Source organism: Thainema salinarum CENA647 (assembly GCF_057732415.1).
Genome location: NZ_JBYJZJ010000022.1, coordinates 4527887 through 4542128 on the forward strand (window position 1 = coordinate 4527887; position 14242 = coordinate 4542128).

Here is a 14242-nt window from a genome sequence, read left to right on the forward strand (position 1 = left end):
ATCCTTGCAGATTGTGAACACTCTACAAATGCAGGGCTTGAGGACGAGCGCAAAATGATAGATTGATCCTTTGGAAGACACCTCAAAGGGAATCATTCATGTCAGCAGATGAGGCGATGCAACCTGAGTCAACGGCAGATGAGTTGGAAAATGTGGCTCTGCCTGATGATTTAGAAGATGCAGCAGAACAGCAAGATTCAGATGCCGATCCGGATTCAGCATCTGAGCCTGATCGCGTGTCAGAAGATGTTGCAGCGCCTCTGGTAGAGGATGTCTCAGAGGAAGATGCTGACTTAGCAGAAGATATTACGGCGGCTGACGCAGAAGCGGATTTAGAAGAGTCGGCAGAGAATATTGCTGTAGATGTGTCAGGAGACGTTTCAGGCGCAGACACCTCAGACATGTCCGATACATCAACCCCAATTGATACTTTTATCGATACTTCTGATGAGGTTTCAGACTATGCCGCTGAATCTGAGGCCGTAAATTATGAGCCTGAACCAACCAATCCAGACCAGGACATCTCAGATCAAGTAACCGCTACAGACATATCAGATGTATTGACTACCGAAGCTGATACCGACGTAAATCCAGAAGCTCCAGAAACCTCAGAAGTTTCAGAAGTTTCAGACGCTTCAGAGGCCCCAGAAGTATCCTATGAATCGCTAGCTGAGTCGTCAGCCACGCTGGCTGAAAATGAAGCGGCGGGTGCTGAAGAAGTCACTGAGGCAGCGGAAACGGCAGATGCATCGGCAGCAAAATCAGGTACAGAATCTGACACCGCTGCTCAAGATTCAGAACCAGAAAACATAGCGGCACCACCCGTCACGCCGTCGATTCCGGTTCAAATTTTGGAAACTTTGCAGACGATTTTGGGCGTTGTCCTACCGATTCTGCGCGCTGTCACTGTATTGGTACTTAAAATCACCATTCGAGTGCTGCAATTTGTGGTGGATTTATTGGATGAACCTAAATCCGAGCCTTCCACCGCTAGCCAGTCTCCAACTAACGCCGTCAATATGCCAAGCGATGCACAGGATTTGACCTGGAATCAAGAAAGTCGGACAGGTGCGATCGCATATTCAATGACCGATTTGACTAATGCTGAAACGGATGACGAGGACGCTGAAGTCAAGCGGGTGCGGTTCACGATTGATGATATCTACCAAGACGATGGGTCTCTGCGGCCCTTGCCGGAGCGGCTGAAGGAAATTTGGCAAGACCTGATTCGAGTCATGCGAGCGCCCCTGCCCACCGCCATGAATCAGCAAATTCCAGACAAGGTCTTTTCAGTCATCCTGGCAGCTGTACTGGCAATTGTAATTTGGAATCTGGCGGCGTTTATCCTGCCGTCTAAGTCCTCACCTCGCAAGGTTCAAGTTACGAAACCTCAGCCGACTGAAGTCGCCCAACCGTCTGCGACCGAGCAGCCTAGAGCAGAGGAGCCTGCAACCGATACGACCACTGAACCAACTTCGGCCCCCGATATTGCCCAACCGACTCCTACTCCTACCCCAACTGTCCAACCCACTCCAGCTCCCACAGCTACTCCTCAGCTTGAGCTTGAGCCGCGAGATACGGTCATTGAGGCTATTCAACAGCAGGTGTCAGAAGTGACGCAGCGCTATGCCGATAACCTAATTCAATCGGTACAGGCCAACTTCCGCGACGGACGGTTAACGGTGCGGGTGAGCGACGATTGGTATCGCCTAGAGGCCAGTCAGCAAGATCAAGTGGCAACTGATTTATTGAAGCGCACGAAAAACCTAGATTTTGGCAAGCTGGAACTGCTCGATAGCCAGGACAACCGCGTCGCCCGCAGCCCGATTGTGGGCAACAAAATGCTGATTCTACAGCGCGATCGCACTGACGTAACTGGCCCCATCGAAACCCCAATCAACCCCCCAGCCCCTGCAACCGAGCAAGCAGACCAGGTCGATCAAGTCGATCATTCTGCAGCCAATCATCCTGAAGTCAATGCGGCGGAATCCCAGAATTCGACAGATGCGATTCCCGCAGCATCCACAGACAAGGCTTAATGGCCACTGATTCTGCCCAATGGGCTAGCTGGTTAGCGTTGATGATTGGCAACTCACGGCTGCACTGGGCACTTTTCCAGGAAGACACGCTGGCCGCAGCTTGGAACACACCCCATTTAAGTTCAAATCAGGTTGAACAGTTGACGGCTCAGCGGTTTGCGCCATCGGCATGGCAAGGTTTGGCCGAACTATCTCCAGCGATCATCCAGGTCATCCAGTCAGCCACTTCTGCTGAAGCAATACCGCTCTGGCTCGCCTCCGTTGTCCCATCGCAAACCCAGCTCTGGCAGCCATATCTGGCAGTGCGAATCGTCCAGGCCCATCAGCTACCGATTACGGGCCTCTATCCCACAATGGGCTGCGATCGCATTTTAGCCCTCTGGGGAGCCGGACAAACCTCTGGTTGGCCTGTGCTAGTCATTGACGGCGGCACTGCCCTAACCTTTACAGCAGCCACTGCGGAACAGGAACTGCTAGGAGGTGCGATCGCACCCGGACTCCGCCTTCAGTTTCAAGCCCTCGCCCAGCAAACAGCCGCCTTACCCGATGCCTTTGAGTCACTTCCAGGAGATGCAGCAAAATCTCTCCCGCCTCGATGGGCGACCGATACGCCCACGGCAATTCAGAGCGGCATTTTACACATTGTGCTGGCCGGGGTGCAGGATTACCTGCAAACCTGGTGGGCACAGTATCCCAGTGCTGCCGTGGTGTTTACTGGTGGCGATGGAGAGTGGTTATGGAGACAAGTGCGATCGCGCTTTCCCTCCCATCACGCCCAGCTCCATCACAATCCTGATTTAATCTTCAACGGCATCCAGGCTTACCGCGCCTGGAGCCAAGCCTGAAGCTGATTGATCAGGGGTTGCAGTCTCTCATCAAAGTCTGGAGAAGCCATAGAGCCAGATAAAACCGTCAGCTTGGCCTGCGGCAGCAACCGCCCATAGGTTTGACTCAGTTCCGCCTCAATTTGGGCATCATCCTCGCCGTAGCAGACCAGCACAGGCTTTTGCAGATGCGGCAAAGCTTCATTCAATAACTCCGACTGAATCTCAGATCGACGCCGCCGAAACAGAATTTGGCAAGCCGTTTGGGATGTTTTCAACTGGCGTCGCCAAGCCAAAGATTTCTGCACAGATTTCCGCTGTCCCAGTCCCCGCGCAATCGGCTGAATCAAGCGCAGCAAACCCGCCAGCCAGGAGACGCGACCGGATAGCAGCTTGAATTTCCACCAGCGCTTGGCCAACGCCTTCGACGTCACCCCTTCCGGCACAATCAGCGCCAAACTCCGCACGCGATCGGGATACTTGAGCGCTAACTGGGCACCAATCCAGCCACCCAGCGAGTGGCCCACGATATCAACCTGCTCCACGCGCAGCGCATCAAGATACTCATTCAGACACTCAACTTCTAGCGCCACAGAATAGTGATGCTGCGATCGCTCCGAGTCGCCAAAGCCCAGTAAATCCGGTGCCAAGCAGTGAAAGGTCTGCCCCAGTTGCTCCAAGAACGGCTGCCACTGTTCGCCATCTTGCCAAGACCCATGCAAAAACAGCAGAGTTGAGCCATTGCCATTGCCCACTTCTCGCCAGAACAATTGCCCTTGGGATAAGCGCAAACGCAGGGTGCGAATCGGCTGTGAAGAGGATAAATCAACTGCTGTAGGTGGTCGCACCACTAGTGTCTCCCTGATTCAATGCGTCATTCGGAAGCCAGTTCAAAACAAGCTTCAATATGGTTAACAATACGATACTTTTCAAAAAGTTTCGATCATCACTCATCCACCCATCCACTCATCCACCCATTCACCCATCTACTCATCTCCCCATCCACCCTGTCACTCAACACTGCTAAACCAGTCCAATTTGCCCAGTCAAATAATCCTGAAGCTGACGGGCGTGGTCGTGGGAGAGGGGTTCATTCGGTAAACCGTCGCTTGGGAAGGCTTGGATCTCGGAGATTTCTTGGATATCGTGAATAGCAAATTCACCTGTCACATCGACTGCGATCGCAACGCTGATGGAATGAAAGCGGGGGTCGCGTTTGGGATGGGAATAGACACCAACTAAGCGCTGGACTTGTAGAACGGTCAAACCTGTTTCTTCCGCCAATTCTCGCGCTGCCGCTGTGATCACGTCTTCTCCCCAGTCAATCAGACCACCGGGTAGTGACCAGCGACCATTATCCCGTCGTCGCACCATGACGATGCGACCATCCGGTAATACCGGAATCACAGTCGTTCCTAAGATAGGTCGTCGGAGAAAAAGCCCTAGAAGTGCCCTCGCGTAGCGCCGTACTTGCCCCATGCGAATATGAGTCTCCACTTTGGATTTTCGGATTTTGTAGCCTTACGTAATCAAGTTAGGACAGATAGTTTTTGAGAAGCCGCGCCCCGTGCGGCTTCTCAAAAACTATCTGCTTGGTTCCAAGCGCATAGCGCTATAGATTCGGTATTGGTCATGAGGTCAGGATTGCGGTTTTCATAAAATGTCCACACAACCCAAAATCATGACCTTCGATCAAACGTTTTTGCTTATCCAGATTGTGGCTGATGGCTTAGCTTAGTTCATCAAGAATCTGTGCAGGATGAACGTCTGGCTTAACCTTTCGGTAAATTTTTTCGATGTTGCCCTCTGAATCAATCACAAACGTATGGCGAAACACACCCATAAACTCTTTGCCCATGAATTTCTTTAAGCCGTAGCTGCCGTAGGATTCAGCAACTTTGCCACCTTCATCAATGAGTAGTGGAAACGGCAAACTGTGCTTGGTGATGAACTTATTATGAGATTTGGCATCATCGGCACTTACACCCAAAACGACCATGTCCTTTGCCTGAAAATCGGGGTAAACATCCCGAAAAGCACAGGCTTCTTTCGTGCAGCCAGGCGTATTGTCGCGGGGATAAAAGTACAGCACGACTCGCTTGCCCCGCAGATCAGAAAGCGACACCGAATTGCCCTCTGCATCCGGCAGCGTAAAATCAGGAGCTGGATCACCAATGGATAGCTCAACACTAGTTGTCATAAGCCCAAATTTCTCACTCCTCACAAAAATGGCTTAACGGTTAAAATGACCGATTAGCAATGACCAACCGACCGTTGTTGACCAACAACTATATAACCAACAGCTCCACTAACTAACAACTATCGATTAACCAAACGCAGCAGATACAGCGCAATTGCGATCGCAGCAAAATGAGCCACTGCCGTATGGGTAGATGCCTGAACAATGAAGATATCAAGGGGCTGAATGTACTGGGTTCGATCTAGAGCGATGCCTGCCCCTAGCTGAGACAGCGATTTGACAAACAGCGAGCCGACAATGATTTCTGCCCCCAATAGCGTGAGCAACATCCCCAGCAGGCTAATCAACAGCCCGATCTGTATTGCTTGTAAGACATCTTTCGGTTTGGGCCGACTGTTAGAGTCACCGAAGCGCAACTGTCGAGCCAGTCGGGAATAGCGGAAGGCCCACAGCGCACCCGCAAACAGCGCTAAAATGCCCCCAGTCGCTAGAAAAAGCCCCGCTCCTGTCCCTGGACTATTCGCTCCAGTGTTAGGTGCTGGACTAATGGTCAAGAGCAACAAAATGCCAGCGGCCACCACACCTAAAACGAGCTGAATCCAAAAGCTAATCCAGCCGAATAGGCGAAAAGCTCCGGCGATGCGACGGACAGCAGGCGGCAGCGAACGAGGTTCAGATCGACCAGTCATTAGTTCTAAGGTTCAAATAGTGAGAGTTGAGAGAGTTGAGATGAACGGTGTGATGTAAAGCTCGAAACAACGCAACTATAGGGTTTAACGATAGCGTTTTAGTAGATCATCATCAAGCGTTGCCGCGCAGCGATTCATGCAGACCGTCCAGAAGTGCGATCGCAGTAGAGCCTAAAGCTCACATTCTATCGCTGTAGGACAACACGAACACCCTGCCTGAGACGCGATGCGTTATGTTTAATACAGGTGATGAGTGTTTGTACCTAAAGGCCAATTGACCAACAGAGATATCCCCGTTAAAGTCCAAAAGAAGACTCTATCGCTCCCATGACAACATACGACTGGATTGTAATTGGCAATGGTTTGGCGGGGGCTGCTCTAAGCTACGAACTCGCAAAGCAAGGATTATCCGTGCTGGTAATTGAGCAGCAGCCTGAGGCCGACAATGCAACACGCTGTAGCTACGGTGGAATTGCCTACTGGTCGGGAAAAACGGATTTGATGCGACAGTTGGCCCAGGAAGGCATCGACCGCCATCATCAGTTGCCGGATGAACTGGATCATGCAACCGAGCTGCGGGAGCTTGATTTACTGCTGACCATTTCGCCAGAGAGCGATACCGAATTACTGGCGCTAAGCTACGCGGAATGCGTTAATCCGCCAATTTTGCTGGATAGAGGGCAAGCTTGTGAGATGGAGCCGCTGCTCAATCCGGCAGCTATCTCGGGTGCGTTCACTGTCCAACATGGCCATGTGCGACCCACGGCGATTGTGGAAGCCTACAATCACGGATTTCAGCGACTGGGTGGCCAGATCCGATTTGAGCGGGTGATTCGCTGTACGCGCACGGGCAACCGGGTGACGGGTGTTGAAACCCCCAGCGGTCTAGTCTCTGCCGATCGAGTTGCGATCGCAGCCGGAGGACTGAGCCGCAGCCTCCTCCAGCAGGTTGGTATCACCGTCCCTGTCTACTTCACTCATGCCGAGGTGATTAAAACTCCACCCGTTGATTTAACACTGCAAACCTTGGTCATGCCTGCCCAGTTGCAGCGCTTCCAGCTTGAGAAAAAAGCTGGAGACATTGCTCACGACCAGCAGTGGAACCAGGCAGAATCGGCAATCAACAATACAATTTTGGATGTGGGCGTGGTGCAGTTCGCTGCTGGCGATTTGTGCATGGGCCAGATCAGCCGCATCTTGACCAATCCGCAGGCTGAAATTGATCCTGCCGCCAGCGAAGCCCATCTGCGTCAGGCAATTGGCCACGTTTTGCCCACGCTCCAGTCTCTAGCCGGAACCTGGCATCACTGTCTAGTTGCCTTCAGCGGCGACGGAGTGCCGCTGGTCGGCCATATCCCCAATCTCGAAGGCGCTTATCTATTTTCTGGCTTTAGTAATCCCTTCGCGATCGTACCTGCGATCGCACCTCGCTTCGTGCAGTGGATGGCAACCCAAACCGATCCGCTCATTGAGCAAATGCAGCCGACCCGGTTTTCTTCAGCATTGGCGGCTCAGTATTAGTGAGAGCTTGAGGAGAAGGCTGTAGAGAGCTTGTAAAGACTAGCACCCATCCATCCAAAACCTAACACCCAGCAGCCAAAACCTAGAACCCAAAACCTAAAACCCAGCACCTAGCACTCAGCACTTTTCACCCTATCCGAACTTATATTGCGCCATAGAGAACAGCGTGAATTGGCGGGCACTCTATGAGTGTGTTTTCTCTAGTCAAATTAGGGCTGAGTATGAGTTGGGTGCGATCGCAGCAGATGTCGCTGTTTTTATCAGGCTGTCAACTATTGCGCTATAAACAGGATGCAAAACGACGAGCCAACCCCAGACGGCGTCATTGGTGTTGGCTGGGGTTGTTCAGCGTGGGACTGGTACTCAGTGGCCTATACGGTTTACTGTTAGTGAGCGTGTTTCCAGGAATTGAACTATCCGTCGCTCACGCTTTGGCTACGCATCAGACGACACCGTCCGTCGTTCCAACGTCTCAGGCTCAAGCACCTCTCGCTGTTACCGCAGTAATTCCAGCCAACTTTCCGCCGCAGTACGCAGTGTCTGATGATGGCGTGCCAACGGGATTCGCCATTGATGTAATGGATGAAATTGCCGATTTGGCGAATCTCAACGTCACCTATCAAGTGGAATCCAGTTGGCCAGCAGTCCAAGCGGCATTTTTAGCGGGTGAAGCTGACTTGATTCCCAATTTTGGCATTTTGGCGAAGCGCCAGGCTCAGATGGCGTTTACATCGCCGATCGAAACCTGTCCCGTTGCCATTGCCGTCCGTCGCGCTACCCCCAATATTGCAACACTAGATGATTTGGTCAATCATCCCGTTGCTGTCGTGCAGACCAATGTGGCTCAGTCCATCTTGGCGGACTACAACCAAGCGCACGGTGCTAACGGCAGAATCGAGATGATTACCGTCGATACGCCAGAAGCCGCGCTGCTGCATCTGCTGGCGGGTGAAGTCGATGCTGTCATTTATCCAGAACCCGTCTTTCTGAAATTGGCGCGGCAGGCGCGGGTTGAGCAACGGATTAAGATTGTGGGTGCACCGCTGCAAGAAGTTAAACGTGCGATCGCAGTTCAGCCTGATCAACCTGCACTCCTGCAACGGCTCGATCAGGCGGTGCAGCAGTTTATTGACACCGCGCAGTACCGGGCCATTTATCAGCAGTGGTATGGCACACCCACGCCGTTTTGGACAATCCACCGCATTACTTGGGTCATGATGACCCTATTTTTGGTATTGCTAGCTAGCTGTGCAGTTTGGCGAGATCTAACGCTGGCGCGCTTTAATCGGAAACTGCGCCGTGAGGTTGAACAGCGCCAGCAGTCTGAAGCCCAACTGCGGGACAGTGAAGAACGCTTTCGCGCCACGTTTGAGCAAGTTGCCGTTGGCGTGGCGGAAGTGGCATTGAGCGGCCAACTTCTACAGGTCAATCAAAAAATCTGTCACATTCTGGGTTACGAACTGGACGAGTTGCTCCAGCTCACATTTCACGAAATTACTCATCCGGACGATCTCGCACGTGATCAGCAACACATACAGGCTTTGCTGGTCGAGCCGCAAAAGCCCGATTATTTAACCGAAAAGCGCTGTATCCGCCGAGATGGCTCCAGCGTCTGGACACATTTGACGCTTAGCCTGGTGCGCTCAGCGGCAGGAGAGCCAAAGTATTTTGTTGCGGTGATTGAAGACATCAGCGATCGCAAACGGCTGCAAGAAGAACGCGATCGCTTTTTTACAATGCCAATTGAAATGCTGTGCGTGGTCAGTATGGACGGCTACTTCAAGCAGGTTAATCCGGCCTTCCAACGCATTTTAGGTTACGACGATGCCGAGTTGCTCGCGCACCCTTTTCTGGATTTTGTTCATCCAGACGACCAAGGCAAAACGCTGGCTGAACTCGAAAAATTGGCCCGTGGACAAAAAACATATCACTTTGAGAATCGCTATCGCCATCAAGACGGCTCCTATCGCTGGCTTGCCTGGATCGCTATGCCAGAACCAGAAAATGGCTATATTTATGGGGCCGCCCGAGACATCACTGAGCAAAAACAGCGCCAAGATGCCATTCGGCGACAGGTTGAACGAGATCAGCTCCTCAGCACAGTCGCGCAGCGAATTCGCCACTCGTTAGATCTGAATCAAGTGTTGAATACGACGGTGGCGGAAGTGCGCAGCTTCCTCAAGACCGATCGCGTGATTCTATACCGCTTTGATGCCAACTGGAGCGGTACGGTAGCGGTTGAATCGGTACAGGCAGGCTGGACATCAATTCGGCATCAGCCGTTTCGGGGCGACTGGTTTGCGACTCAGCAAGCGCAGTACAGTCAGCAGGGCATGATTCAAGCGATCGCAAATGTGGAAACGGCTCCCCTGCCGATGGCCTATCGCCAGGTTCTCACCCGTTGCCAAACTAAAGCGTGCCTCGTGATCCCAGTTTTACAGGAAGATCAGCATCAGCGAGATCGCCTCTGGGGCATGCTCGTGGCTCAGCACTGTTCTGCCCCACGTTCCTGGCGCAGCGAAGAAATCGAGTTTCTCCAGCAGCTTGCTCTACAAGTCAGCATCGCCATCCAGCAGTCTGAACTCTATCAGCAGGTGCAGCAGCTCAATGCCAATTTAGAGCAGCAGGTACAGCAGCGTACCCAACAGCTTGAGCAAGCCCTGTTGTTTGAAGCATTACTTAAGCGAATTACCGACAAAGTCCGCGATAGCCTAGACGAGCAGCAAATCCTCCACAGCGCCGTTTGGGAACTGGCTGAAGCGCTCCAGGTTGTGGCCTGTAACACCGCGCTTTACCAGTTACCGGAATTACCAGATGCAGCCATCCAACATTCGGCCCCTCAAGCTGCATCGGTTAGTATCCCCCAGCGGCCTGTGCCGCTCGCAGTTCAAGTATTAGATGAATATCAAGGCAATCTCAGCTTGCAGGAATATCATGTTGTTTTACCTGTGGAGCGATATCCCGAAATCTATCAGCAGCTCAGCGACGGCCAGGCCTTTCAGTTCTGCACCTTACTCACCGATCAGCCGCGCGAATGGATGTGCATTGTCGTCTGTCCCATTGTGGACAACAACCAAACCATTGGCGATCTGCTGCTGATGCGGCCCGTGGATGCTCCATTTGATGCAGTTGAGATTCGACTGATCCAGCAAATCGCCAACCAATGTGCGATCGCAATTCGCCAAGCACGACTTTATCAAGCCGCTCAAACTCAGGTTAAAGCGCTTGAAAAGCTCAACCAGCTCAAGGATGACTTCCTCAGCACCGTATCCCATGAGCTGCGGACACCAATGGCCAACATTAAAATGGCAACTCACATGCTGGCCATCATGCTGCATCAACTCAGCAGCATTACCCGCACCAATCGAATTGAACAGTATCTCAGAATTTTAAAGGATGAGTGCGATCGCGAACTGAGCCTAATCAATGATCTGCTTGACCTTTCGCGGCTGCAGTCCAACCAAAAGCAGCCCAACCCGACCACCTTTGATCTTGGCATTTGGCTGTCCTATGTCGTTCCACCCTTCGTTGAGCGAGCGGAGTCGCAGCAGCAAACCTTCCAGCTTGAACTGCCGTCCCAAGCCATCGTGCTCACCACCGACGCAGCCGATCTAGACCGGATTGTGGCCGAACTGCTGAATAACGCCTGCAAATATACGCCCGCTCAGGAAACGATCACTGTTCATTTAGCGTTAACGACCGACTCAAACCAGGTTGAGTTGACAATCAGCAACACAGGCACCAAAATCGCTGCTGCCGAGCGAGAGCGCATTTTTGACAAGTTCTACCGAGTGCCCAACAACGATCCCTGGAAGCACGGCGGCACAGGTTTAGGTTTAGCTCTGGTTAAACAATTAGTCGAACACCTATCCGGCACCATCCATGTCAGCAGTCCGCCCCAGCAGGTGATCTTCACCATTCGCTTACCCCTTGCGATCTCACCCCCTGAAACTGACCTGCCTAAGCCTACTCAATTACTCAATTCGAAATGTTGTTCTGCGAAAAACGTTGGAACGTTCTAACGTTTTCTAAAAATACGGTTTCGCCAACAAAAAACTTGAAATTGATTTCGAATCTACAGGTTCACCTGCCAAAATTGCCTTCTCTAGTTCTTCCGGTGTCATCAGCACCACTTCAATATCCTCGTCCGCATCCTGATCCGGTGGCGTTTCCAGCTCCTCTAAATCTTGGGCCAAAAACGCATAAATTAGCTCATCAGAGTAACCAGGAGCCAGGGCAAACTCGCCTAGCTTTTGCCACTTGCCCGCCCGATAGCCCGTTTCTTCTTCAATTTCACGCCGAATCGTTTCAGCCGGATCTTCATCTGGCTCAACCGTGCCTGCCGGAAACTCCAGCAGTCGCCCCTGCAACGCAAAGCGATACTGCCGCACCAGCACCAGCCGCCCGTCTGATAACACAGGCACCGCTAACGCCCCACCGGGATGGCGAATACATTCCCAGTCGCCCTCCACCTGATTCGGCAACCGCAGGCGATTCACTTCAAAGCTAAACTTGCGGCCTGCATAATACAATCGCTGCTGCAAAACCTTGGCAGGCTCTTGTCCCAGGGGCATTGATTGACCTCATAGACGATAAACACCAGAACAGTCTACCGCTTTCACGAGATCTGCGATCTCATGTCCCGTCACCGGATCGAGCCAGTCTGCTGCCACATCGGATAGCGGCACCAGCACAAAGGCGCGCTCTCGAAACCGAGGATGCGGCACATACAGCGTTTCGGTTTGAATGATCTGATCGCCGTACAGCAGCAAATCCAAATCTAGATGTCGCGCTCCCCAACGCTCTCGCCGCACCCGCCCAAACTGAGCCTCAATCGCCAGCAGTCGCTGCATTAAATCTGGCGCTGGTAGCGTTGTGCGAATGACGGCACAGGCATTGAGATAGTCGGGTTGGGGTGGGCCGACAGGGGCCGTGCGATACAGTGATGACTGTTCCACCAGCTCAATCTCTGCCTGTTGATTGAGAGTGGTCAGCGCCCCCGACAGAATCGCCACTGAATCTCCCAGGTTGCTGCCCATTGCGATCGCGCATCGAACTCCGTTCGTTGTCCCTTGAGTCATACCCTACATCTCAAAAAATCAAAGAGGGGCACAGCGTACTGTGCCCCTCTTTGATAGTAGAACCTTAACTGGGGTGCTAGGATTCGAACCTAGGAATGGCGGGACCAAAACCCGCTGCCTTACCACTTGGCGACACCCCATTGATGTCAGCTTATGTATATTAACAGCAGTATGACCGATAGTGTCAAGTGTTTTTACCCTCTTTTTTGCAGAAAGATTTAACCTTTATCCACGTATCCTCTGAAAGTCTCATGCCACAAAGCTTTGCGCATGTTTTGCTTTGCTCGCTTCCTCTGCTAGGCAACCGATTTAGCCCACTCAGCTAAACAACAATCTGACGATAGCGCTCTTGCTCAGGACTATCGTCACCGTAAACGCCTTCTATCTGCTCTTCACAACATGCGATCGCAAAGTCATTAAAATCTTCCGGTGCAATGTCATACATCTCCTGAAAGATATCGGGCTTCACCCGACAGAAGCGAGGCCGCTCATCGTAAATGGTGCAGAGTCGTGAATCGTGATCAAAATGGATGCACCAGCCTCCTTCACCCACCATACTGAGGTACTGGGCTAACTCCGCCTCACTCAGATACTGATCTAAATCGGGCCGATCATCCGGTTCAAGATTGCAGCATGCACCACACTGCTTCACGCACTGCCAAGTTGCCATAGGGTTTCGTTCAGTATTGGGATTTCTATCCTATGTCAATTCAGGTTGCGATCGCAGAAACTCAATTCTTCGATGGATCTTTCAATTGATCTTATGTAAGGGCGAATGGCCATTCGCCCTTACTCCGACGTTAAACCTTAATAAGACATGGCAGGTGTTGCACTATTAAACGCACTGGCTTCGCTCAAAATGCCGTCCTCCATGGCCATTGTCAGCATCAAATCCACCACTCGATTTGAATAGCCCCACTCGTTGTCGTACCAGGCAATTACCTTGAAGAAGTTACTGTTCAGCTCCATGCCAGCCCCGGCATCAAAAATGCTAGAGCGCGGATCGGTGACGAAGTCAGTCGAGACGACTGGCTCATCCGTGTAGCCCAGAACTCCTTTCAAGTAGCTTTCAGAAGCCTGCTTCATGGCGTCGCAGATCGCCTGATAGCTAGTGGCTTTTTCGGTACGGAAGGTCAGGTCAACCACCGAAACGTCTGGAGTGGGAACACGCAGCGCCATCCCAGTCAGCTTACCTTTCAGCTCTGGTAGCACTAGCGTTACAGCTTTCGCCGCACCCGTAGATGCCGGAATAATGTTTTGACCAGCACCCCGGCCACCGCGCATGTCTTTCTTGCTGGGGCCATCAACTGTCGGCTGAGTCGCAGTTGATGCATGAACAGTGGTCATCAAGCCTTCAACCAAGCCGAAGTTATCGTTAATTACCTTGGCAACCGGAGCCAAGCAGTTGGTCGTGCAGCTTGCGTTCGACACAATCTTGTCCGTTTCGGGATTAAACGTGTCATGGTTAACGCCAACCAAGAAGGTGGGCACCCGTTCTGGATCTTTTGTGGGAGCCGAAATCACGACCCGCTTGGCACCTGCGGTCAGATGATTAGCCGCACCGTCGTAGGTGGTGAACAAACCTGTGGATTCCACAACGTAATCTGTGCCGTATTCTCCCCACGGCAGTTCCGCTGGATTGCGAACGGCGACACAGGGAATAAACTTGCCGTTCACGACAATCCCGTCAGCTTTAGCTTCTACTGTGCCATTGAAGCGCCCGTGGGTTGAATCATACTTCAGCAAATAAGCTAAATTTTCGGGCGGGACTAAGTCGTTGATGCCAACAAACTCGATGTTGGAATTGTGGATAGCGGCACGAAATACGAGACGACCAATCCGGCCAAAACCATTGATGCCAACTTTGATGGGAGCCATAAAATTACCT

At 52.1% G+C, this 14242-nt stretch carries 12 protein-coding genes and 1 tRNA gene; 4 read left to right on the forward strand and 9 right to left on the reverse strand.

Features of this window, described 5'->3' with window-relative positions; genetic code table 11:
- Positions 1-98 precede the first annotated feature (98 nt).
- Positions 99-2039 carry a hypothetical protein gene (locus AC286M_RS26560; RefSeq protein WP_488207243.1) on the forward strand — a complete coding sequence of 647 codons (1941 nt, stop codon included), beginning with the start codon at positions 99-101 and terminating at the stop codon, positions 2037-2039.
- On the forward strand, positions 2039-2884 hold the full coding sequence (locus AC286M_RS26565) for a pantothenate kinase (RefSeq protein ID WP_488207244.1): 846 nt from the start codon (positions 2039-2041) through the stop codon (positions 2882-2884). Before AC286M_RS26560 ends, AC286M_RS26565 begins: the two co-directional genes overlap by 1 nt.
- Here the strand turns inward: AC286M_RS26565 and AC286M_RS26570 are convergent.
- The 4 genes from AC286M_RS26570 to AC286M_RS26585 all read right to left on the reverse strand — a co-directional run bounded on the left by AC286M_RS26570 (position 2860) and on the right by AC286M_RS26585 (position 5752).
- Complete coding sequence (locus AC286M_RS26570; RefSeq protein ID WP_488207245.1) at positions 2860-3714, reverse strand: alpha/beta fold hydrolase; 855 nt, start codon at positions 3712-3714, stop codon at positions 2860-2862. The two genes, AC286M_RS26565 and AC286M_RS26570, sit on opposite strands and share 25 nt — an antisense overlap.
- Positions 3715-3886: 172 nt before the next feature.
- Positions 3887-4270 carry an NUDIX hydrolase gene (locus tag AC286M_RS26575; RefSeq protein WP_488207246.1) on the reverse strand — a complete coding sequence of 128 codons (384 nt, stop codon included), beginning with the start codon at positions 4268-4270 and terminating at the stop codon, positions 3887-3889.
- A gap of 322 nt (positions 4271-4592) precedes the next feature.
- A complete protein-coding gene (gene bcp, locus AC286M_RS26580; protein ID WP_488207247.1) occupies positions 4593-5063 on the reverse strand; it encodes a thioredoxin-dependent thiol peroxidase in 471 nt (156 codons plus the stop codon).
- Positions 5064-5182: 119 nt separating this feature from the next.
- Positions 5183-5752 carry a DUF3611 family protein gene (locus AC286M_RS26585; protein ID WP_488207248.1) on the reverse strand — a complete coding sequence of 190 codons (570 nt, stop codon included), beginning with the start codon at positions 5750-5752 and terminating at the stop codon, positions 5183-5185.
- Positions 5753-6079: 327 nt separating this feature from the next.
- Here AC286M_RS26585 and AC286M_RS26590 point away from each other — a divergent pair, with 327 nt between their 5' ends.
- Together AC286M_RS26590 and AC286M_RS26595 are read left to right on the forward strand one after the other, a co-directional pair.
- The gene (locus AC286M_RS26590; protein ID WP_488207249.1) at positions 6080-7273 is read left to right on the forward strand and encodes an NAD(P)/FAD-dependent oxidoreductase; all 1194 of its coding nucleotides are present in this window, start codon (positions 6080-6082) and stop codon (positions 7271-7273) included.
- A gap of 185 nt (positions 7274-7458) precedes the next feature.
- On the forward strand, positions 7459-11295 hold the full coding sequence (locus tag AC286M_RS26595) for a PAS domain S-box protein (protein WP_488207250.1): 3837 nt from the start codon (positions 7459-7461) through the stop codon (positions 11293-11295).
- 6 nt (positions 11296-11301) lie between these two features.
- Here the strand turns inward: AC286M_RS26595 and AC286M_RS26600 are convergent, their stop codons facing one another.
- From AC286M_RS26600 to gap, 5 genes are all read right to left on the reverse strand, one after another.
- The gene (locus tag AC286M_RS26600; protein ID WP_488207251.1) at positions 11302-11847 is read right to left on the reverse strand and encodes an NUDIX hydrolase; all 546 of its coding nucleotides are present in this window, start codon (positions 11845-11847) and stop codon (positions 11302-11304) included.
- A gap of 9 nt (positions 11848-11856) precedes the next feature.
- Positions 11857-12354, reverse strand: a complete 498-nt coding sequence (folK, locus tag AC286M_RS26605; protein ID WP_488207252.1) for a 2-amino-4-hydroxy-6-hydroxymethyldihydropteridine diphosphokinase — start codon at positions 12352-12354, stop codon at positions 11857-11859.
- Between the two features lie 68 nt (positions 12355-12422).
- Positions 12423-12494: transfer RNA gene (locus AC286M_RS26610), tRNA-Gln, on the reverse strand.
- A 182-nt stretch (positions 12495-12676) separates the two neighbouring features.
- Positions 12677-13024: a YkgJ family cysteine cluster protein gene (locus AC286M_RS26615; RefSeq protein ID WP_488207253.1), complete on the reverse strand. Its 348-nt coding sequence runs from the start codon at positions 13022-13024 to the stop codon at positions 12677-12679.
- Positions 13025-13161: 137 nt separating this feature from the next.
- The gene (gene gap, locus AC286M_RS26620; protein ID WP_488207254.1) at positions 13162-14232 is read right to left on the reverse strand and encodes a type I glyceraldehyde-3-phosphate dehydrogenase; all 1071 of its coding nucleotides are present in this window, start codon (positions 14230-14232) and stop codon (positions 13162-13164) included.
- Positions 14233-14242: the final 10 nt, after the last annotated feature.

Coding starts and splice junctions, on each gene's coding strand:
- AC286M_RS26560 (WP_488207243.1), top strand. CDS start 99: ATGTCAGCAGATGAGGCGATGCAACCTGAGTCAACGGCAGATGAGTTG.
- AC286M_RS26565 (WP_488207244.1), top strand. CDS start 2,039: ATGGCCACTGATTCTGCCCAATGGGCTAGCTGGTTAGCGTTGATGATT.
- bcp (WP_488207247.1), bottom strand. CDS start 5,063: ATGACAACTAGTGTTGAGCTATCCATTGGTGATCCAGCTCCTGATTTT.
- AC286M_RS26585 (WP_488207248.1), bottom strand. CDS start 5,752: ATGACTGGTCGATCTGAACCTCGTTCGCTGCCGCCTGCTGTCCGTCGC.
- AC286M_RS26590 (WP_488207249.1), top strand. CDS start 6,080: ATGACAACATACGACTGGATTGTAATTGGCAATGGTTTGGCGGGGGCT.
- AC286M_RS26595 (WP_488207250.1), top strand. CDS start 7,459: ATGAGTGTGTTTTCTCTAGTCAAATTAGGGCTGAGTATGAGTTGGGTG.
- AC286M_RS26600 (WP_488207251.1), bottom strand. CDS start 11,847: ATGCCCCTGGGACAAGAGCCTGCCAAGGTTTTGCAGCAGCGATTGTAT.
- folK (WP_488207252.1), bottom strand. CDS start 12,354: ATGACTCAAGGGACAACGAACGGAGTTCGATGCGCGATCGCAATGGGC.
- AC286M_RS26615 (WP_488207253.1), bottom strand. CDS start 13,024: ATGGCAACTTGGCAGTGCGTGAAGCAGTGTGGTGCATGCTGCAATCTT.
- gap (WP_488207254.1), bottom strand. CDS start 14,232: ATGGCTCCCATCAAAGTTGGCATCAATGGTTTTGGCCGGATTGGTCGT.